Here is an 18,878-nt window from a genome sequence, read left to right on the forward strand (position 1 = left end):
ACAGCCCCACTGGTCGGGGCTGTTTTCATTTTGAGCTTTAGCGCTTGCATCTGTTGGCGAATCGCGGAAGTCTGGATGCAAATGCATAAAAACAGACGGGAGCCGCACAGATGAACATCATTTTTTATCACCCTTTCTTTAACGCCCAGGACTGGCTGACAGGCCTGTCGCAGCGTCTGCCACAGGCGACGGTACGTGCCTGGCAACCTGGCGACGATCGTCCGGCGGATTATGCGCTGGTGTGGCGGCCGCCCTATGAGATGCTGGCGAATCGCGGCAAATTAAAAGGGGTTTTTGCCCTCGGTGCGGGCGTTGATGCCATCCTGGAACAAGAGCGCCAGCATCCCGGCACTCTGCCGGCAGGCGTTCCGCTGGTGCGCCTTGAGGACACCGGCATGGCGCAACAGATGCAGGAATATGCGCTTAGCTATGTGCTGCGTTATTTCCGCCGTTTTGATGAATATCAGTTGCTGCAACAGCAGCAGAAGTGGCAACCGCTCGATCCCCATCAGCAGGAGAATTTCACCATTGGCATTTTGGGGGCGGGGGTGTTGGGGAAAAGCGTGGCGCTGAAACTGGCGGAGTTTGGTTTCAACGTGCGTTGCTGGAGCCGCAGCCCTAAACAGATTGCCGGCGTGCAGAGTTTTGCCGATGTAGAGCAACGCGCCGCGTTTCTCGATGGCGTGCAATTGCTGATCAACCTGCTGCCCAATACGCCGGAAACCGCCGGGATCCTCAATCAGCAACTGTTTGCGCACCTGGCGCCTGGCGCTTACCTGATCAATCTGGCGCGTGGCGCGCATCTGGTTGAGGACGATTTACTGCAGGCGCTGGAGCAGGGGCAAATCGCCGCCGCTACGCTGGATGTGTTCGTTGAGGAACCGCTGCCACAGGCGCATCCGTTCTGGCGTCATCCGCGTGTCACCATTACCCCGCATATTGCTGCCATCACCTTGCCGGAAGCGGCGATGGATCAGATAGCGGCAAACATCCGTGCGCTTGAATCCGGCCAAACACCGGCCGGCGTGGTGGATGTGCAACTGGGTTACTGATCTTTCGGTGATGCACCTGCTAAGCTAATTGAATAATAAACCGCGCCTGCCGCCGTATTTACGGCAGGCCGCCAAGAAGGAGAAGTAATGTACCCCGTTGATTTACATATGCACACCGTCGCCAGCACCCATGCCTACAGTACGCTGCATGACTACATCGTCGAAGCCCAGCAAAAGGGCATCAAACTGTTCGCCATCACCGACCATGGCCCGGATATGGCCGATGCGCCGCATTATTGGCACTTTATGAACATGCACGTGTGGCCACGTCTGGTGGACGGCGTGGGCATATTGCGTGGTATCGAGGCCAACATCAAAAACCTGCAGGGCGATATCGACTGCACCGGCCCGATGCTGGATAAAATCGACGTGATTATTTCCGGTTTCCACGAGCCGGTATTTGCACCGCAGGATAAAGCGGCCAATACCGAAGCGATGATCGCCGCGATGGCGCAAGGTGACGTGCACATAATCAGCCACCCGGGCAACCCAAGATATCCGATCGATATTGCGGCGGTTGCTGCCGCCGCGGCCAAATACGACGTGGCATTGGAACTGAACAATTCGTCGTTCACCCATTCGCGCAAGGGCAGCGAGGATAATTGCCGGGCGATTGCCGCGGCGGTGCGTGATGCCGGTGGCTGGTTAGCGCTGGGCTCGGATTCACACATTGCTTTCTCGCTCGGCGGTTTCGAGCACTGCGAACGCATCATTGCCGAGGTGGAGTTCCCGCAGGAGCGTATTCTCAACGTGAGCCCACGACGCCTGCTCGATTTTCTCGAGCGTCGCGGCAAGCCGGCGATTGCGGAATTGGCCGATTTGTGACATCGTCCCGGCAAATTTTTCCGTATTGTATAAGGCATTATCATGAATGAGTTTTCCGTTGTTTGCCGCGTGCTGGGTACGCTGTTTTATCGCCAGCCGCAGGATCCGTTGCTGGTGCCGCTGTTTACGCTGATCAAAGAAGGCAAGCTGCAACAGCACTGGCCGCTGGAACAGGACGAACTCTTGGTACGCCTGCAGCAGGGTTGTGATGTGAACCTGCTGTCCAGCGACTTCAACGCCATGTTCGTCGGCAGCGAATGCAGCGTGTCACCTTTCCGTTCGGCCTATGTTGAAGGGGCAACCGAAGCGGAAGTGCGTACTTTCCTGCAGCAGCGCGGCATGCCGCTCGGAGAAGCGCCGGCCGATCATTTCGGTTCTTTGTTGCTGGCGGCCTCCTGGCTGGAAGACCAGTCTCAGGAAGACGAAGCGCAGGCGCAAATCACGCTGTTTGACGACTATCTGCTGCCATGGTGCGGCCGTTTCCTCGGCAAAGTAGAAGCTCACGCCACCACCGGTTTTTACCGCACTTTGGCGCTGTTGGCTCGCGAGTCGATTCAGGCAATGCGTGACGAACTGGCGGAATACGAACAGGAAGAAGACCAGCCGGGCGAAGAGGGCGAACAGCCTTAATCCGTTAGTGGCCGGCTAGCGCCTGATGGCGAAGTCGGCCTTTTCCCACCATCAATGTTCCCCGCTACACAGGTTTTCATCCCCCATACGTAAACTGACAAAAAATCCCCTAATCTGACGCTTTACCGGCGGCCTGGCCTTTTTGTGCCTGCACGCCTTGTTTCCTCACGCAAAGGGTAAAGCATGAAAAATAACTGGATGCAGCAGATCCAATCGATGATTGGGCAAAAGGCCGGTTCAATCGGCGGTTCGGAAGGTATCGGCAAGCTGCTGGCCCCGACTGCGCTGGGTGGCCTGGTGGGCGTTTTGCTGGCGAATAAGTCTTCGCGCAAGCTGGTCGGCAAATTCGGCAAGAATGCGTTGATTATCGGCGGCAGCGCAGCGGTTGGTGCAGTGCTGTGGAATAAGTACAAACAACGGGTGAAAGAAACCCACCAGAACGAACCGCAGTTTGGCCTGCAGACCACGCCGGTGGACTTGCGTGCCAAACGTCTGGTGCAGGCGCTGGTGTTTGCCGCCAAAAGCGACGGGCATATCGATGCGGAAGAAAAGCTCGCCATCGACCACAGCCTGGAACAGCTGCAGGTGGGTGAAGAAGCGCAAAAATGGGTGCAAGAGGCGATCGACCAGCCGCTTAACCCGGATTTGATCGCCCAGAGCGTCAAGAATGAAGACGAAGCGCTGGAGGTATATTACCTGAGCTGCATGGTGATCGACGTGGATCACTTTATGGAGCGTGGCTATCTTGATGCCCTGGCGCAGTCGTTGAAGATCCCGGCGGACGTCAAGCAGGGCATAGAAAACGACGTGAACGAGAAAAAACGCGAGCTGGCATAGCGCCGCTTGGCAAGCCGGGGGGAATCGTGTCACTCTTGCCTTAATCAAGGTAAGCGGATGATTTAACAATGATGACCCCCCCTAAGGCAGAAAAACGTCCTTATCCCATTACGGTTCACGGCGACACGCGTGTGGACGACTACTATTGGCTGCGCGACGACGATCGCGCAGACCCGCAGGTGTTGGACTACCTGCAGGCGGAAAACGCCTTCACCGATGCGGCGCTGAAACCACAGCAGGCCCTGCGCGAAACGCTGTATGAAGAAATGGTGGCGCGCATTCCTCAGCAGGAACATTCAGTCCCCTATGTCAGAAACGGCTACCGCTATCAGACGCGCTTCGAACCGGGCAATGAATACGCGATTTATGTGCGTCAGCCGCAGGCGGAAAGCGAACATTGGGACACCCTGATCGACGGCAACCAGCGCGCCGAGCAGCGAGAGTTTTATACCCTTGGCGGGCTGGAAGTCAGCCCCGACAACCAGCGGCTGGCGGTAGCGGAGGATTTCCTCTCCCGTCGCCAATACGACATTCGTTTCAAAAACCTCAGCGACGACAGCTGGACCGACGAAGTGCTGGAAAACACCTCCGGCAACTTCGAGTGGGCCAATGATTCAGCCACCGTGTATTACGTGCGTAAACACGCTAAAACGCTGTTGCCGTATCAGGTTTATCGCCATGTGGTAGGTACCGATCCGCAGCTTGATGAATTGATCTACGAAGAGCTGGATGACACCTTCTATGTCGGGTTGGAAAAAACCACCTCCGAACGTTTCATTCTGATCCACCTGAGCAGCACCACCACCTCGGAAATTCTGCTGCTGGACGCCGATCGCGCCGACAGCACGCCGCAGATGTTTGTGCCGCGTCGCAAGGATCATGAATACGGTATCGATCACTATCACCAGCACTTCTACATCCGTTCCAACAAGGACGGCAAAAACTTCGGCCTGTATCAGAGCGAGCAGGCGGACGAAGCGCAGTGGCAGACGTTGATTGCTCCCCGCGTGGAAGTGATGCTGGAAGGCTTTAGCCTGTTCCGCGATTGGCTGGTGGTAGAGGAACGCAGCGAGGGGTTGACCCAACTGCGACAAATTCACTGGCAGAGCGGTGAAGTGAAGCGCATTGCCTTCGACGATCCGACCTACACCACCTGGCTGGCATACAATCCGGAGCCGGAAACCGAGCTGCTGCGCTATGGTTACTCCTCGATGACCACACCCACTACGCTGTATGAGTTGAATCTCGACAGCGGCGAACGTGTGATGCTTAAACAGCAGGAAGTGAAAAACTTTACCCCGGAAAATTACCGCAGCGAGCGAGTCTGGGTGAAGGCGCGCGACGGTGTCGAGGTGCCGGTTTCGCTGGTTTATCGCCCGGATAGCTTCGTGCACGGCAGCAACCCGCTGATGGTGTATGGCTACGGCTCCTACGGCAGCAGCATGGATCCGGCCTTTAGCGCCAGCCGCTTGAGCCTGCTGGATCGCGGTTTTGTCTTTGCGCTGGCGCACATTCGCGGCGGCGGCGAATTGGGGCAGCTGTGGTACGAAGACGGCAAGCTGTTCAACAAGCAAAATACCTTCAACGACTTTATCGACGTGACGGAAACCTTGATTGATCAAGGCTACGGCGATGCCAAACGGGTATTCGCCATGGGTGGCAGCGCCGGCGGCTTGCTGATGGGTGCGGTGATTAACCAGGCACCACAGCTGTTCAACGGCATCGTGGCGCAAGTGCCGTTTGTCGACGTTGTCACCACCATGCTTGACGAGTCCATTCCACTGACCACCGGTGAATATGACGAGTGGGGCAACCCGAACGAACGAGCTTATTACGACTACATTTTGCAGTACAGCCCGTACGATCAGGTCAAGGCGCAGGATTACCCGCATATGCTGGTCACCACCGGCCTGCACGACTCGCAGGTACAGTATTGGGAACCGGCCAAGTGGGTAGCAAAATTGCGTGAGTTGAAAACTGACGACCGCCAACTGCTGCTGTATACCGATATGGATTCCGGCCACGGCGGCAAGTCCGGGCGTTTCAAGGCCTACGAGGATATCGCGCTGGAGTACGCCTTTATTTTGGCGCTGGCGGAGTAACCTTCTGGCGGGCGGCTGGCGCTGCCCGCTTTATTCAGCCGATCAGATAGTATTTCAGCGTGTGTTTCATGTCCGGGCTGAGATCTTCAATGGATTTCAGCATCCAGCGCAAATAGCCGGGATCTTCCTGCGCAATGCGATCAATTTCCTGCCCACGGTATTTTCCGAACTTAAACTTCTTCAACAGCACCGGCTGCTCGGTGATTTGCGCCATTTGCTCCGGCGTCCAGCCTGAATCCTTGATGATGCGTTGCAGCAGCGCGGCGGTCACGTAGCAGTCATACAATGCGCGGTGCGGATACAGCGTCGTGTCCTGCGGCAATTGCACATCCAGATTGAGCGCGTAGCGCAGATATTGGTTGCCGTATTTGATGTCCGGGTACAGGTTACGGGCCAGCTTCATGGTGCAGATCCAGGCGCCGTTCATTTCAGGCAGTACGCCGCGATCGAAAGCCGCATTGTGAGCGACATAGTAGGGGCTGCCGAGATAACGCCCGATCGCCACCGCGATCCGCGGTTTCCCTTCGACCATCTGCTCGGTAATGTGGTGAATAGCCATGGCTTCAATGCCAATTGGCCGGTCAGGGCTGATCAAATCGCTCATGGGATTGGTGATTTGCCCGTCAATCAGATCGACAGAGGCCACTTCGACCACGCCGCCTTCCAGCCCGCAGGTTTCAGTGTCTATTACGCGTAAATTCATGGTTTCCTCAGGATGGCTGTACAGGTTTAGCTTAACGGGCCGTTACGCCAATGCCAACCGTTGAAAGCGGGGACGTTATTTCAGGCAACAAAAAACCCGCCTTGGCGGGTTTAACTCTACGGTTAGAAGTTCGCTTACTCGCCGGACGTTTGCCCTTTCTTGGCGCGTTTGCCTGCGCGTTTTTCAGCAGGGGTTTTCAACGGCTTCTTCTTCGCATTTTTTTTGCTATCCATTCCCTTACTCATGATGGCCTCTCAGTTACCTATGGTTGGGTGGGTTGCTCAGCCATTAACCCCCTTACGCCTGTCGGATGCAAGCATGAAAGCAGGTGTTTTAGTTAATCGATTGTTTATAGGTTGAATTTTGTTTTTCAGGAAAGGCTGCTGAAAATATTTGATATGTTATAATATAACAATTAAATCCTAACCGGAGAGCGCCATGACAGTCGTTTCCATGTTAAACCAGCAACAGCTCCTGGCCATGCCGGAGTCTGACTACATGAACCCGGCGCAGCGGGCCTTTTTTCGCCAGCGCTTGCTGGAAGAGCAGCAAAAACTGCTGCAGCACATCGATGCGTTGAAGCGGGATATCGACAGCGGTGAAGTTTCAGGTGACGAAGCGGACAAGGCCGCGCGTGAAGAAGACTTGCGATTGCTGTTTCGCCAGTTGGATCGCGAAAGCCGTTTGCTGCCGAAAATCAGCGCGGCGCTGACGCGTTTGTATAACGGCGACTATGGTTATTGCCGTGAAAGCGGAGAGCCTATTGGCCTGGCGCGCTTGCTGTTGCGGCCAACGGCGGAACTGAGCATTGAGGCCAAAACCGCGCAGGAAATGCGCGAACCGCATCTGCGTAAGCGAGGTTGATTCTACGGCTGGCTCCCAACGGCCAGCCGGTATTTTGCCGGCAAGTCGTATTCATTTTAAGCAAACGAACCTTAACTTGTTGGGGAGCGTAGGAGTTTTCAGGATTTACCGTTGACCAAATGAGTGGCTTCGGCTTTGATGAGGGTATGACCCACAGAGAGACGGAAGCGCCATGGAACAATTACGAGGTTTGTACCCGCCGTTAGCAGCATATGACAGCGGTTGGCTGGACACCGGGGATGGCCACCGGATCTACTGGGAACTGAGCGGTAACCCGAACGGTAAACCGGCAGTCTTTATTCACGGTGGGCCGGGGGGCGGTATTTCCCCTTACCACCGGCAACTGTTCGATCCGCAGCGCTACAAGGTATTGCTGTTCGATCAGCGTGGCTGTGGCCGTTCCAAGCCGCATGCCAGCCTGGACAACAACACCACCTGGCACCTGGTGCAGGACATCGAACGGCTGCGCGAAATGGCCGGTGTCGATCAGTGGCTGGTGTTTGGCGGCTCCTGGGGCTCAACGTTGGCGTTGGCCTACGCACAGACTCATCCGCAGCGCGTCAGTGAAATGGTGCTGCGCGGCATCTTTACCCTGCGTAAGCAGGAGCTGCATTGGTACTATCAGGACGGCGCTTCACGCTTCTTCCCGGAGAAGTGGGAACGTGTGTTGTCGATTCTTTCAGAGGAAGAACGCAAGGACGTGATTGCTTCTTACCGCCAGCGCCTGACCTCAACGGATCCGCAGGTGCAGCTGGAAGCGGCCAAACTGTGGAGCGTGTGGGAAGGGGAGACGGTGACCTTGCTGCCCAGCAGCGAGTCAGCTTCTTTTGGCGAGGACGATTTCGCGCTGGCGTTCGCCCGTATCGAAAACCACTACTTTACTCATCTGGGCTTCCTGGACAGCGACGATCAACTGCTGCGCAACGTTCCGCTGATCCGTCATATTCCGGCGGTGATCATCCATGGCCGTTACGATATGGCTTGCCAGGTACAAAACGCCTGGGATCTGGCGAAGGCTTGGCCGGAGGCGGAGCTGCATATTGTCGAGGGGGCCGGACACTCATTCGATGAGCCCGGCATCCTGCACCAGTTAATGCTGGCGACCGACAAATTTGCCGGCAAATGACACCGAGCCCGCCACTACGGCGGGCTTTTATTATTTGGATTTCGGTTCGTAAGGCAGGCGCGAATACTTGTGCGATTCGGCACGGTAGTGCGCCACGCGTTCGCGGAAATAATCACGCAGGTGTTCGGGCTGTTCACGCTCAACCATTTCGGGGATCACCGGCATGTTATAGCGCTCTTTGAACGCCACGCCGGAAGCTGCGAGATCAACGTTCACTTTGTCCATCTCTTCTTTGGAAAGCTCTGCCAAATTGTAACCCACCGTATTCTCCTTACTGTTACCGCATTGGATCAGCGCAGAAGGTAATCCACCCGGCGGCGCTTGGCAAGCCTGAAGCGCGCAGGGGGGCGAAGGTCACCAATAACCGGTAACGGGAAAGGTTATTTATTATTCGTTCAGCAATGCAATTCATTTATTATTTTAAATAAGAATGATTCGCTTTTTGATTAAATTTACAGATGGAAATAGTTATCATAATTATTTAAATGAATAATTGGTGTTTTTTATAACTATTTGATTTTGTTTTAATTTAAAATTAAATCATCGATGATGTAAATCAGGTGTGTTTATTTTGTTTTCGTCAGGGCATAATGCGGAAAAATTAAGTTGATACCTGCAAAATAAAGGAATGATTATGCTGACGCCTGAAATGACCAAAAAGCTGAATGAGCAACTGAACCTGGAGTTCTACTCTGCCAACCTGTATCTGCAAATGAGTGCCTGGTGCAGCGATAAAGGCTTTGAAGGTGCCGCGGCATTCCTTAAAGAACACTCTCAGGAAGAGATGCAGCACATGCAGCGCCTGTTCGAATACCTCAGTGATACCGGTGCACTGCCGCTGCTGGGCACCATCGCCGCGCCGCCGGTTGAGTTTGGTTCCCTGGCAGAGGTGTTCCAACAGACGTACGAACATGAGCAACTGATCACCCGCCAGATTAATGAACTGGCGCACGCGGCAATGACCGCTCATGACTATTCAACCTTCAACTTCCTGCAGTGGTATGTTGCCGAGCAGCACGAAGAAGAGAAGCTGTTCAAATCCGTACTGGATAAACTGGCGCTGGTGGGCAACAGCGGCAATGCCCTGTTCTTCATTGATAAAGATCTGAAGAAAATGGGTGCGGCCGGCGAAAACGGTAACGGCCAGGCCTAATCCTTTTGTAGAAAACCGCGTGTCGGCGTTGGCCGGTGCGCGGTTTTTTTATGCCCTGCATTTATCGCGGTTTTACAGCGATATGTGCTACTGGATCGCAAAATGCCAGCGTTCTGCTCGACTTGCATAATGACACTCGTTATCATTTGACGCGATACGCTACAGGGAAGGTTGAGAGTCAAAACAGGGGGTTACTCCCATAATTCTGTTTACCCGTGGCGCAATCATCTGCGGTGGGTTGGGCTGCTGATACATCGCCCTGGCGGTTAGCCTGGCTCCTTATCACCCTCGATTATTGCTTTAAGGGATATCACTGTGATCGGTAAAATTCGGACTTCTTATCGCCTGCTTTCCACTATTTTTGTGCTGTTTGTCGGGCTGTCCTCACAGCAGGCACTGGCGCATGCCCATTTAAAAGTTGAAACGCCGGCGGCAGATGCCAGCGTGAGTCCGGCACCCAAGGTGCTGACGCTCAATTTCTCCGAGGGTATTGAGCCCAACTTCAGCGGCATTAAAATCACCGGCCCAGACAACGCCGAAGTGAAAACCGGCAAGCTGCAGCTCGATGCGAACAACAATACCCAGGTCAATCTGCCTATCGAAGGCGATCTGGTGGCAGGCAAATATAACGTCAGCTGGCATGTGGTGTCGGTCGACGGTCATAAAACCAAGGGCCAATACAGCTTCACCGTAAACTGACCCATGAGTCTGGCGACCCTGTTTGTCCTGTGTCGCTTTGTGCACTTTGCGGCGGTGATGCTGATGTTTGGCTCCAGCTTATTCACCGCCTTATTGTCGCCGCAGCGCCTTTCTCCGTATCTCACCCGTGATGTGCGTCCTTTGTTGGTCTCTTGCACCTGGCTTGCCGGGCTTTCCGCTATTGCGTTGCTGGCTATTCAGGCCGGGCAGATGGGGGACGGCTGGGCAGATACCTGGCGGCTGGACGTGTGGTGGGCGGTACTGGGCACCACCTTTGGCGAGGTTTGGCGCTGGCACCTGGGCATTTCAATGCTGGCATTGCTGAGCCTGTGGCTCGCCGAGCCACGTCGTACACAACTGCTGGCGCTGCTTTCCACATTGCTGTTGGTCAGCATGGCGTTTATCGGCCATGCGGCGATGCATGGTGGGGGGCTTGGCGCACTGCATCGTTTCAATCACGCGCTGCACCTGCTGGCGGCAGGGTACTGGTTTGGCAGCCTGTTGCCGCTGCTGGTCTGTTTGCGCTATCTGGCCCAAACGCAGTGGCGCAGCGACGCGGTGACCACATTGATACGCTTCTCGCGCTGGGGACACCTGGCGGTAGCGCTGGTGCTGCTGACCGGCTTAATCAACAGTTTGATCATTCTCGGCAGTTGGCCGTTGGACGTAGATTCTCCGTACCAACGCCTGCTGCTGTTTAAAACCGCGCTGGTGGCGCTGATGGTTATGGTGGCATTAGCCAACCGCTACGCCGTCGTCCCGGCGATGAGCAGCATGCCACGGCTGGCGCAGCGCGGGCTGGTGCTTGCCTGCTGGGCGGAGTTGGGGTTAGGGGCGGTGGTGCTGCTGTTGGTCAGTATATTTGCAACCTATGCGCCGGTATAACATTCCGGCTTGCCGGATGCCCCCAAACTGCGGGAAAATTGAATCAAATAGCAACCCTAAGGCCATAACATGAAATCGGTATTACTTGGCATGACGCTGCTGGCAACCGCGACCGGTGCTTTGGCAGCAGACCAACTGGTGAACATCACCAAGCTGGAATACGGCAAGCAGTGGGCGTTCACCAAAGAAGAAGTGACGCTGCAGTGCCGCAGCGGCGGTGCGTTGTTCGTGCTCAACAACAGCACGCTAATGCAGTACCCGCTTAACGCGGCCGCAGAAGCGCAGGTGAAAGCAGGGCAGCAACGCGCTCAACCGCTGGACGTGATCCTGCTCGATGACGCCGCCAATCCGGGCCATAAGATGAGTGTTGAGCCGTACCGCGAACGCGCCGAGAAGCTCTGCGCGAACTAATCGCTTATCCCCCAATGGCTTAGTGCGAGGTTAACCGGTGATGGAAAATTGCACGAAATTAATTCCGTAATGAAACTATCACCGGCCGTGCGGCTGGCTGGCAAAAATAGCGCGGTAAGCTACTCTTAAAGTGCATGGCTGAACAAGCCTTGCACAAAATGCCAACTTTTAGCGCACGGCTCTCTCCCAAGAGCCATTTCCCTAGACCGAATATAGGAATCGTATTCGGTCTTTTTTTGTGTTTGATTTATCAGTTAATTTTCTGCAATTAGAAAAATAAGCTGCAACCCCTGCTTTCCCCAGACTCAAATTCCGGTAACAAAACGCGCTGCAAAGGAAAGATCGTTTTTCTGCAAGATTGCTACGAGGGGGACGAGAGGTATTGGGGGGATAACGTGGTGATCTGTCAGCTTAACAGTGCAACAGATACATCAAGCCCTATTGGCTGAAATAGGGCTTGCGCGGGTGGCTAAACTTTCCTGTTAATGATTCAAAACCATCAGCGGTTTGCAGCTCCCGCCCGGAAGGGATAAGCGGCAAACAGCGCGGCTACCGCCTGTTGAAGCTGCGCCTGGCTGGCAGGTTGCGCGTTTGAGTTTAGCGTGTCGCTGGCGGTTCCGCGCCAGACCAGCTGTTTCTTCTTGCTGTCCACCAGATCTACCGTCAGGGTGCCTTCGGTGTAGGCCCACAGTGTTTGATTGTATCCGCCCCAGCCGGCGTAGCCCCAACGGCCAATCGGCGCGGGGGAGTCATTCACCTGCACTTTGTTTTGTTTCATTGCGCTGCTGTAAACCAACAGGTCTGGGGATGCGCTCAGCTTATAGCCGCGCTGCTCCATCTGTTGCGCTATGGCGCTATGAATATATTTACCCGTCAGCGTTAAGTACTGCCCCTCGGCCTCTGTAGCAAAGCCGTAGGTATGGTATTGGCCAAAATTGGTGCTGTGGTCATAGTCGCTGGTCACCTGCGGCTGGTTGGCGCAGCCCGACAATAAAGCCAAGAAACTTGCGAGCAAAAGGCAAGAAAGCGAACGCATAGAAAACCCCTGTAGGATTATTAGTTTCATAAACTTAGCCCCAGAAGGTGAGCTTGGCAAATCTGGTTGGCAGGGGCGGGTTGTGTGTACCGTATGAACTAGAAAAACCCGTAGTGGCCGCGCCAGAAATAGCGGGCGTATTTTTGTTCCGTAGGGATGTGCCATCAGGCGATTCAGGTCGCGGATACCCAAACCTGTAGCGATTCGCCGGAGTTTCGGCTCGTTCACTGAAAATTAAGAACATGCTGCTGGCCGCGGTGGCAGTGGCTTTGTTACTATCGGCCCACCTAAAGTCTCAATGGTGCATTACGTTGAAAATCAAAGCGTTGTTATTTATCGCCTTAGTCGGCCTCGCCGGCTGCAGCCAGGAGGGAGCGAAAGTGAGCCAACCCGTGAATAAAGACGGAGATCATACGGAAGTGTTGCTGGTTAACAGCGCGCTGGTAGATTGCATGGGCGTTGCCCCAATGAAATGCATGCAGGTTCGCCACTCTGTGCAGGGGCAGTGGGAAATGTTTTACAGCCAGATCGAAGGGTTTACCTTCGAGCCCGGTTACCGCTACCGCCTGAAGGTTAAAGTGACCGAACTGGAAAACGTCCCGGCAGACGCTTCTTCACTGCGCTATACGCTGGTTGAGCAGTTGGAAAAGAACAAAGTCTGATAGCCGTATGCAGGTCAGGGCTGAATGTCCTGACCTGATAACCTCAAAGCGATAACCCAACGTCCGCCGCTACCTGCTCAATCTGATAGCGCGAAGTCCGCGCCAACGCAGGCTCTTTTTCAACGTAATACGCATACGCAATCACGCCAATCGACAATGCCCAGGCACGGCCACGCAGCCAGGTGGCTTTATCGGTATCCACGGCGCGTTTAAAATCCTCGCGGTTGTCCTGACTCAATAAATTCCACGCGACAATCAAATCCACCGCCGGATCGCCAATCGCCATACCGCCCCAGTCGATCACCGCCGCTAACTTACCTTCGTTGACCAACAGGTTGCCCGGCTGGATATCGGTGTGGATCCAGCATGGGGTAGCGTTGTGCTCCTGTATCTGGCTAACGGTTTCCCATACGTGCAGCAGAATGTCCGTATCGAGATAGTCACCACATTGCGCTATCGCGTTGCGGGTGAGGGTGTCTCTGGCGCCAAGCGGGCCGCCACGATAGGAGGTCAGGCTCTTTTGCAGCTCAGGCTCGGTAACAGGGATGGTATGCAGTGCGTGGACAAATTCCCCCAGCTGTTGCGCCAGCCCATGGCTGCCTTCGCCGCAAACCGGCATTTGCCCCTGGATCCAACGGCCTACGCACCAGTTGAAAGGGTAGCCTGCTTGCGGCTGACCTTGCGCCAGCGGAACGGGAACCGGGACCGGCAGATAACGGGCTAGCAACGCCGGGTAACGGTTTTCCCGCTCAAGCGCCGCCGCTGCAGACGGCGTGCGCGGCAGACGAATATAGAGCTCGTCGCCCAGCCGCAGCATCACGTTATCGGTACCGGCAATAGCGACCGGCGCTATCGCCAGCGCCGCCCACTGTGGAAACTGGTCGGTGAGCATGGAAGTCACCAGGTTGAGATCAATATCCACTTCGTCGGCGTGTAATTTGGCGATAAAACTCACGTGCGCACTTCCTTCAAGGCTGAGATTTAACGAGTGAGACTGGTCTGCTCACTGGGCTTGTTGCAAATCTGCCATGCACCCAGCTTAAGTATATTGATAAAATCAGGTATATTGTCCTTCGGTTTTTAGCTACCAAGAAAAAATTACTATGATTATCAAACCTAAAATTCGTGGTTTTATCTGCACTACCGCTCACCCGGCAGGTTGTGAAGCCAATGTCCGTGAGCAAATCGCCTACGTTAAATCACGTGGCGAACTGAAAAACGGGCCGAAAAAAGTGCTGGTGATCGGTGCTTCCACCGGTTACGGCCTGGCGTCACGTATCAATGCCGCTTTCGGTAGCGGTGCGGCCACTATCGGCGTATTTTTTGAAAAGCCGGGCAGCGAAGGCAAAACCGGTTCTGCCGGTTGGTATAACTCTGCCGGTTTTGACAAGGCAGCTAAAGAAGAAGGCCTGTACGCGAAAAGCGTTAACGGCGATGCGTTCTCCAACGAATGCCGCCAAACGGTCATTGACCTGATCAAACAGGATCTAGGCCAGATCGACATGGTGGTTTACTCACTGGCTTCGCCGGTGCGTAAAATGCCGGAAACCGGTGAGGTGGTGCGCTCTGCGCTGAAACCTATCGGCGAACCGTACAAATCCGTGGCGCTCGACACCAACAAAGACGTGCTGGTTGAAGCCGTGGTTGAACCGGCCAACGAGCAGGAAATTGCCGATACCGTCAAAGTGATGGGCGGCCAGGACTGGCAGCTGTGGATGGACGCACTGGAAGAAGCCGGCGTGCTGGCGGACAACGTGCAGGCAGTCGCTTACTCCTACATTGGTACCGATCTGACCTGGCCAATCTACTGGCACGGTACGCTGGGCAAAGCCAAAGAAGACCTGGATCGCGCGGCGCAGGCCATCGATCAGAAACTGAAGGCCAAAGGCGGCGCGGCTTACGTTGCCGTACTGAAGTCGGTAGTGACTCAGGCTTCCTCCGCTATCCCGGTCATGCCGCTGTATATCTCTATCGTTTTCAAAATCATGAAAGCGCAGGGGATCCACGAGGGCTGTATCGAGCAGATCCAACGTCTGTTCGCCACCAAGCTGTACAGCGGCACCGCACCGGATACCGATGAGAAGCACCGTCTGCGTCTGGACGACTGGGAACTGCGCGACGACGTGCAGAACACCTGCCGTGAAATCTGGGCACAAATCGACGACAGCAACATCAACGAACTGACCGATTACCTGGGCTACAAGGCCGAGTTCCTGCGTCTGTTCGGTTTTGGTCTGCAAGGCGTTGATTACGAAGCCGACCTCAGCGGTGAAGTTAAGTTTGATGTGATTGAGCTGGTCTAAATCCATCGAGCATTGAGAAAAGGCCGGGTTTCCGGCCTTTTTTACGCCTGTCACCCAGCCGCTCATCAGTCCAGTTGATCGTTGACAACAATAAGTTATCGTTTTACGATAACTTATTGCTGTTTTTAAGGATGAAATCGCTATGGGCGCTGCGCCACGGATCCACCTTCCGCTTTATGTACGTTGCTTGTGTTTGTTGATCATGACGATGCTGATTGTCAGCACCGGCGTGGAGATGTTTATGATTGTTCAGGGTTGGGTGCAGGGCGAGGCGTTCGACAGTATCGTGGCGTCCTACCGTGACTATTACCCAGAACTGAACGCCTATGCCGTTCCGCAGCAACGCTGGGCTTTAGTGGCCACCCTGTTGTTGGACATGTTCGCCTACGTGCCTTATTACAGCGCATTACTGTGCGGCGCCGGGCTGTTTTACCAGTTCTATCGCGGCAACGTTTGGCACCGCAACAATATGCTGCTGTTACAGATCATCGGTATCCTGCTGATTGTCGATGTGCTTTTCCCCTCGCTGGCCGGGATGTTGCAGGTGATGATACTGACGGCCAATGAAAAAATGCTGCTAATAATTTATTATGGTATCAACAGCGAATCGGTACGCTCGCTGATCGTAGGCTGCGCAATCCTGGTGTTTAGCCGGGTGTTCCTGGAAGCGTTGCGGCTGAATGAAGAACAGCTTTCTTTCGTGTGAGAATAGAGTGGCGATAATAGTAAGTCTTGATGTCATGTTGGCCAAAAGGAAGATGCGTTCGAAGGAACTGGCGGAACAGGTGGGGATCACCGAACAAAATCTGTCCCTGCTGAAGAACGGCAAGGTGAAGGGCGTCAGGCTGGAGACGTTAGATAAAATCTGCCGGATCCTCGATTGCCAGCCTGGCGATCTCCTGGCCTGGCAACCGGATAACCAAGACTAGCGCGGTGGCGTGCTTTGCGCGCCATATCGTCAATATATTGATTAATTATTATCGTCGGTACTGTAAGCCTTTTTATTGTCAATTAAATCATTAGTCACCTTATTTAAAATTAATAAGGTCGTTTTGACGTTGCTCGCGTTTGAAGGGGGGTTATTAAACTAAAAAAAGTCATTTTTTATTTAGCGTTGCTAACGATAGCGTTTATTTTAAAGGAGGATATATGAAATTTCACCAAGGGATCCCGGTATTGTTAATCATGCTAAGCGGTTGCAGCAATATTCAACCCGGCTTTTCGTCTTCAAGCCCTGGCTGGGAACAGCCAAAGCCGGCGACACGTGAGCAACGGCAGCGCATCAGCGCGGGAGAGTCGGCTTCTGCGGTGCTTAACGAGAGAGGGCCGAGTATCGGTGGAACCATCGATTGGTCAACATTGTGGGATCGCTAATTCACTAAATATATTTATCCTGCGAATTAAAAACCCAATGGCACTCATTTAATTAAGGTTTACGCTTTGCCAGGTAATATGTTGTTCTTCTCGCGTTGTTTATCTTAACAGCAATAAGTGCTTTTCATTATTTAATGGGAATGAGCGCCATTATGGGTCTTATTACAGGAGTTTATTGTGGAAAAAGGCATCCCCGTTATTTTCATATGTCTATTGTTGCCCTGGTGCCAGCAGGCTGCCGCCGCGCGTTATGAGCGGGAGCATGAAGGCGTCTCTTCGGTGCTGTTTCGCAAGAAACTCAAAGAGGTGGCTCATGACTTCTGGGACGAGATGGGCAACGAGAAACAGCGACCTCTGATATCGACGCAAAGTGAAGACAATACGCTGGCTCAGCGTAAAGCCTGCAAAGGGCAGAGGGGCAAGGCTGCCGCCGCGAGTGAACCGCATCCATCGGCATTGCCGCGCGAAGAACAACTGCTGCTTATCAACGGTTGCTAGCCTCATGCACTAATGGAGTTTTTGCTTTTGAAATTGACCTCTTTGATGACAGCGGCACTCGCCCTGTTGGCATCTTCTTGTTGCTATTCGTTTGTCGACAAGCACGCTCAGCGCGCCGGTTTCGAGACGGGGGAAAGCAGTGTGGATTACCGATTACGGTTTAACGGGCTGTTGCAACATCTGTGGTACGTAGAGCAAATACGTTCGGAACAGGTGCGTCTTGCCGTGATACGTCTTGAGCGCAAAACGCTGGAGTCCGCGATGTTGCCGCGTGTATGTCGGGCAACGCCTGTGCCGCTGTTTTTAGTCGGTAAGAGCGCCATAGCCAGAAGATAGTGTTGTGAGTCAACAGGTGAATTTAATATCGGGAGTCTATCAGTGAAACGGATTTTTCTTGCCTGCGTGGCGCAGTGGTCTTGCTTCTCATTGCAGGCGTCGGTTGACTGGCAATACCATGCCGCACAGCCGGTGGATAACAAAATCTCTGAGGAGTACCAGCAAAAGCGCAGCGGGTTAAAACATAAAGTATGGAGTGCCGAGGGCGTGGCGTTGGCCAATGAGAAGGCGCTTGAATTGGAACGGCAACGCGCCGCCGCCGAGCAGGCCAACCGGCAGCAGCTTAAAACGCTGTATGGCGAGTACCACTACCCTTGTGGCAGGCGGAAACAAGAATACCGCAAATTGTGCAACCTGCCGCGCGGGATGACGGATTTTCCCGGGCACAAACGCCACCTTTAGTTCCCTGGCAACTGGCTTGGCATCTGCGCCAGCAGGATGTCGATCGCCGCCCGCGTTTTGGCCGGTAAATAACGGCTGTGAGGCCAGACGGCGTGGATTTCACTGGCAGCAGGCGAATTGCTGGTGTTACCGGTGGTGCATCTGTCCAACGTGGCGCGCCAAGAGGATTTTGTCGCCGCGCTGCGCACCTTTCTGCAAAGGTAGTGAGATTAAAAGAGTGGCCCCTGGACGCAATGATGCGTGATGAGCCCCCAGGGGGCATCGTCTAGCGGCAATACTCTTTCAGCATGGCGACCGCGTCCGGCTTTAACTGGTAAAGATAGACCGGTCTGCCGGTGGTGCCGTACAGGATGCGGGTGCCCAGAATGCCACTTTCCGCCAGATAGATAAGGTATTTACGGCAGGATACGCGCGAAATGCCGATAGCGTTGGCCAGGTTGTCGGTCGAAAACTCCCCATCGTGCTGCTGTTCGATCCATTCGCATACCGTACTCAGCGTAATGCTGGTTAACCCTTTCGGCAGTTTCTTGCCTTCGCTGCTGTTGGGCTGACGCCGCAGCAGGCTGTCGACATCGGCCTGTGAGAATTCGCGCTGTGCCAGGATCTGCGACTGCTGCTGGTAGTTACTCAGCGCCTCTTTGAAACGGCCGAACTGGAAGGGTTTAATCAGATAATCCACCACGCCGTAGTGCAAGGCGCGTTGCACCGTGTCCACGTCGCTGGCGGAGGAAATGATAATGACGTCGGTTTTTTCACCCAGCTCGCGCAGGCCAGGCAGCAGATCCAGGCCATTCTCCTGCTGCATATAGATATCGAGCAGGACCAGATCGATACTGACATCGGTATCGGCCAGCAACTCGCGTGCCTGCGCCAGCGTAGCGACGGTGGCCTGACAGTGAAAGCCGCTTACCTGGCTGAGGTAGTATTTGTTCAACTCCGCTACCATCGGGTCGTCATCAATAATCAATACGTTAATCATG

At 54.3% G+C, this 18,878-nt stretch carries 25 protein-coding genes; 19 read left to right on the plus strand and 6 right to left on the minus strand.

Features of this window, described 5'->3' with window-relative positions:
• The first annotated feature begins 110 nt into the window (after positions 1–110).
• From ghrA to M2407_RS04780, 5 genes are all read left to right on the plus strand, one after another.
• On the plus strand, positions 111–1,052 hold the full coding sequence (ghrA, locus tag M2407_RS04760; RefSeq protein ID WP_259216861.1) for a glyoxylate/hydroxypyruvate reductase GhrA: 942 nt from the start codon (positions 111–113) through the stop codon (positions 1,050–1,052).
• Between the two features lie 87 nt (positions 1,053–1,139).
• Positions 1,140–1,877 (plus strand): phosphatase, encoded by a 738-nt coding sequence (locus M2407_RS04765; RefSeq protein ID WP_259216862.1) that lies wholly within the window; start codon positions 1,140–1,142, stop codon positions 1,875–1,877.
• Positions 1,878–1,919: 42 nt separating this feature from the next.
• Positions 1,920–2,507, plus strand: coding sequence for a molecular chaperone (locus tag M2407_RS04770; protein WP_020826370.1), 588 nt, complete (start codon positions 1,920–1,922; stop codon positions 2,505–2,507).
• A 183-nt stretch (positions 2,508–2,690) separates the two neighbouring features.
• Positions 2,691–3,344: a tellurite resistance TerB family protein gene (locus M2407_RS04775; RefSeq protein ID WP_020826371.1), complete on the plus strand. Its 654-nt coding sequence runs from the start codon at positions 2,691–2,693 to the stop codon at positions 3,342–3,344.
• 68 nt (positions 3,345–3,412) lie between these two features.
• Positions 3,413–5,446: a S9 family peptidase gene (locus tag M2407_RS04780; RefSeq protein WP_128864258.1), complete on the plus strand. Its 2,034-nt coding sequence runs from the start codon at positions 3,413–3,415 to the stop codon at positions 5,444–5,446.
• A 34-nt stretch (positions 5,447–5,480) separates the two neighbouring features.
• On the opposite strand, the gene exoX is transcribed toward M2407_RS04780, so the two are convergent.
• A complete protein-coding gene (exoX, locus tag M2407_RS04785) occupies positions 5,481–6,149 on the minus strand; it encodes an exodeoxyribonuclease X (RefSeq protein ID WP_020826373.1) in 669 nt (222 codons plus the stop codon).
• 438 nt (positions 6,150–6,587) lie between these two features.
• Between exoX and dksA the strand changes: the two genes are divergently transcribed.
• Positions 6,588–7,013, plus strand: a complete 426-nt coding sequence (dksA, locus tag M2407_RS04790) for an RNA polymerase-binding protein DksA (RefSeq protein WP_020826374.1) — start codon at positions 6,588–6,590, stop codon at positions 7,011–7,013.
• 172 nt (positions 7,014–7,185) lie between these two features.
• Positions 7,186–8,139 (plus strand): prolyl aminopeptidase, encoded by a 954-nt coding sequence (gene pip / locus M2407_RS04795; RefSeq protein WP_020826375.1) that lies wholly within the window; start codon positions 7,186–7,188, stop codon positions 8,137–8,139.
• 30 nt (positions 8,140–8,169) lie between these two features.
• On the opposite strand, the gene M2407_RS04800 is transcribed toward pip, so the two are convergent.
• Positions 8,170–8,400 carry a DNA polymerase III subunit theta gene (locus M2407_RS04800; RefSeq protein WP_020826376.1) on the minus strand — a complete coding sequence of 77 codons (231 nt, stop codon included), beginning with the start codon at positions 8,398–8,400 and terminating at the stop codon, positions 8,170–8,172.
• Between the two features lie 373 nt (positions 8,401–8,773).
• On the opposite strand from M2407_RS04800, the gene ftnA reads away from it, so the two are divergent.
• The 4 genes from ftnA to M2407_RS04820 all read left to right on the plus strand — a co-directional run bounded on the left by ftnA (position 8,774) and on the right by M2407_RS04820 (position 11,287).
• The gene (ftnA, locus tag M2407_RS04805) at positions 8,774–9,292 is read left to right on the plus strand and encodes a non-heme ferritin (protein WP_020826377.1); all 519 of its coding nucleotides are present in this window, start codon (positions 8,774–8,776) and stop codon (positions 9,290–9,292) included.
• 315 nt (positions 9,293–9,607) lie between these two features.
• Entirely contained in the window at positions 9,608–9,991 is a 384-nt protein-coding gene (gene yobA / locus M2407_RS04810) for a CopC domain-containing protein YobA (protein WP_116690738.1), read from the plus strand.
• Positions 9,992–9,994: 3 nt separating this feature from the next.
• Positions 9,995–10,876, plus strand: a complete 882-nt coding sequence (gene copD, locus M2407_RS04815) for a copper homeostasis membrane protein CopD (protein ID WP_259216864.1) — start codon at positions 9,995–9,997, stop codon at positions 10,874–10,876.
• A 69-nt stretch (positions 10,877–10,945) separates the two neighbouring features.
• Positions 10,946–11,287, plus strand: a complete 342-nt coding sequence (locus M2407_RS04820) for a YebY family protein (RefSeq protein ID WP_020826380.1) — start codon at positions 10,946–10,948, stop codon at positions 11,285–11,287.
• 499 nt (positions 11,288–11,786) lie between these two features.
• Here M2407_RS04820 and M2407_RS04825 read toward each other — a convergent pair whose 3' ends face one another.
• Positions 11,787–12,323 (minus strand): DUF4136 domain-containing protein, encoded by a 537-nt coding sequence (locus M2407_RS04825; protein WP_259216865.1) that lies wholly within the window; start codon positions 12,321–12,323, stop codon positions 11,787–11,789.
• A 311-nt stretch (positions 12,324–12,634) separates the two neighbouring features.
• On the opposite strand from M2407_RS04825, the gene M2407_RS04830 reads away from it, so the two are divergent.
• Complete coding sequence (locus M2407_RS04830; protein WP_041415315.1) at positions 12,635–12,985, plus strand: DUF4377 domain-containing protein; 351 nt, start codon at positions 12,635–12,637, stop codon at positions 12,983–12,985.
• 43 nt (positions 12,986–13,028) lie between these two features.
• Here M2407_RS04830 and M2407_RS04835 read toward each other — a convergent pair whose 3' ends face one another.
• The gene (locus M2407_RS04835) at positions 13,029–13,940 is read right to left on the minus strand and encodes an aminoglycoside phosphotransferase family protein (protein ID WP_238387444.1); all 912 of its coding nucleotides are present in this window, start codon (positions 13,938–13,940) and stop codon (positions 13,029–13,031) included.
• A 148-nt stretch (positions 13,941–14,088) separates the two neighbouring features.
• Between M2407_RS04835 and fabV the strand changes: the two genes are divergently transcribed.
• The 7 genes from fabV (at position 14,089) to M2407_RS04870 (ending at position 17,898) form a co-directional block, all read left to right on the plus strand.
• Entirely contained in the window at positions 14,089–15,288 is a 1,200-nt protein-coding gene (fabV, locus tag M2407_RS04840) for an enoyl-ACP reductase FabV (RefSeq protein ID WP_020826387.1), read from the plus strand.
• Positions 15,289–15,430: 142 nt separating this feature from the next.
• Positions 15,431–15,994 (plus strand): DUF2975 domain-containing protein, encoded by a 564-nt coding sequence (locus M2407_RS04845; RefSeq protein WP_046373855.1) that lies wholly within the window; start codon positions 15,431–15,433, stop codon positions 15,992–15,994.
• A 7-nt stretch (positions 15,995–16,001) separates the two neighbouring features.
• Entirely contained in the window at positions 16,002–16,217 is a 216-nt protein-coding gene (locus tag M2407_RS04850) for a helix-turn-helix transcriptional regulator (RefSeq protein ID WP_041415317.1), read from the plus strand.
• Positions 16,218–16,437: 220 nt separating this feature from the next.
• The gene (locus tag M2407_RS04855; RefSeq protein ID WP_130015553.1) at positions 16,438–16,662 is read left to right on the plus strand and encodes a hypothetical protein; all 225 of its coding nucleotides are present in this window, start codon (positions 16,438–16,440) and stop codon (positions 16,660–16,662) included.
• 177 nt (positions 16,663–16,839) lie between these two features.
• Positions 16,840–17,160 (plus strand): hypothetical protein, encoded by a 321-nt coding sequence (locus M2407_RS04860; RefSeq protein ID WP_122078622.1) that lies wholly within the window; start codon positions 16,840–16,842, stop codon positions 17,158–17,160.
• 45 nt (positions 17,161–17,205) lie between these two features.
• Positions 17,206–17,496 (plus strand): hypothetical protein, encoded by a 291-nt coding sequence (locus M2407_RS04865; protein WP_259216867.1) that lies wholly within the window; start codon positions 17,206–17,208, stop codon positions 17,494–17,496.
• A 42-nt stretch (positions 17,497–17,538) separates the two neighbouring features.
• Complete coding sequence (locus M2407_RS04870; protein ID WP_259216869.1) at positions 17,539–17,898, plus strand: hypothetical protein; 360 nt, start codon at positions 17,539–17,541, stop codon at positions 17,896–17,898.
• Here M2407_RS04870 and M2407_RS04875 read toward each other — a convergent pair.
• Positions 17,895–18,047: a hypothetical protein gene (locus M2407_RS04875; protein WP_236591356.1), complete on the minus strand. Its 153-nt coding sequence runs from the start codon at positions 18,045–18,047 to the stop codon at positions 17,895–17,897. The genes M2407_RS04870 and M2407_RS04875 overlap by 4 nt on opposite strands.
• A 116-nt stretch (positions 18,048–18,163) precedes the next feature.
• Positions 18,164–18,877, minus strand: coding sequence for a two-component system response regulator DcuR (gene dcuR, locus M2407_RS04880; RefSeq protein WP_048760591.1), 714 nt, complete (start codon positions 18,875–18,877; stop codon positions 18,164–18,166).
• Between the last annotated feature and the right edge of the window lies 1 nt (position 18,878).

Source organism: Serratia sp. BIGb0234 (genome assembly GCF_024809915.1).
Taxonomy (GTDB): Bacteria; Pseudomonadota; Gammaproteobacteria; order Enterobacterales; family Enterobacteriaceae; genus Serratia; species Serratia liquefaciens.

Bases quoted from the DNA above. Each gene is read 5' to 3' on its own strand.
- M2407_RS04770 (WP_020826370.1), top strand. From the start codon at position 1,920: ATGAATGAGTTTTCCGTTGTTTGCCGCGTGCTGGGTACGCTGTTTTAT.
- M2407_RS04820 (WP_020826380.1), top strand. From the start codon at position 10,946: ATGAAATCGGTATTACTTGGCATGACGCTGCTGGCAACCGCGACCGGT.
- M2407_RS04780 (WP_128864258.1), top strand. From the start codon at position 3,413: ATGATGACCCCCCCTAAGGCAGAAAAACGTCCTTATCCCATTACGGTT.
- M2407_RS04765 (WP_259216862.1), top strand. From the start codon at position 1,140: ATGTACCCCGTTGATTTACATATGCACACCGTCGCCAGCACCCATGCC.
- dcuR (WP_048760591.1), bottom strand. From the start codon at position 18,877: ATGATTAACGTATTGATTATTGATGACGACCCGATGGTAGCGGAGTTG.
- M2407_RS04845 (WP_046373855.1), top strand. From the start codon at position 15,431: ATGGGCGCTGCGCCACGGATCCACCTTCCGCTTTATGTACGTTGCTTG.
- M2407_RS04855 (WP_130015553.1), top strand. From the start codon at position 16,438: ATGAAATTTCACCAAGGGATCCCGGTATTGTTAATCATGCTAAGCGGT.
- pip (WP_020826375.1), top strand. From the start codon at position 7,186: ATGGAACAATTACGAGGTTTGTACCCGCCGTTAGCAGCATATGACAGC.
- ftnA (WP_020826377.1), top strand. From the start codon at position 8,774: ATGCTGACGCCTGAAATGACCAAAAAGCTGAATGAGCAACTGAACCTG.
- dksA (WP_020826374.1), top strand. From the start codon at position 6,588: ATGACAGTCGTTTCCATGTTAAACCAGCAACAGCTCCTGGCCATGCCG.
- M2407_RS04775 (WP_020826371.1), top strand. From the start codon at position 2,691: ATGAAAAATAACTGGATGCAGCAGATCCAATCGATGATTGGGCAAAAG.
- exoX (WP_020826373.1), bottom strand. From the start codon at position 6,149: ATGAATTTACGCGTAATAGACACTGAAACCTGCGGGCTGGAAGGCGGC.
- fabV (WP_020826387.1), top strand. From the start codon at position 14,089: ATGATTATCAAACCTAAAATTCGTGGTTTTATCTGCACTACCGCTCAC.
- ghrA (WP_259216861.1), top strand. From the start codon at position 111: ATGAACATCATTTTTTATCACCCTTTCTTTAACGCCCAGGACTGGCTG.
- copD (WP_259216864.1), top strand. From the start codon at position 9,995: ATGAGTCTGGCGACCCTGTTTGTCCTGTGTCGCTTTGTGCACTTTGCG.
- M2407_RS04865 (WP_259216867.1), top strand. From the start codon at position 17,206: ATGACAGCGGCACTCGCCCTGTTGGCATCTTCTTGTTGCTATTCGTTT.
- M2407_RS04825 (WP_259216865.1), bottom strand. From the start codon at position 12,323: ATGCGTTCGCTTTCTTGCCTTTTGCTCGCAAGTTTCTTGGCTTTATTG.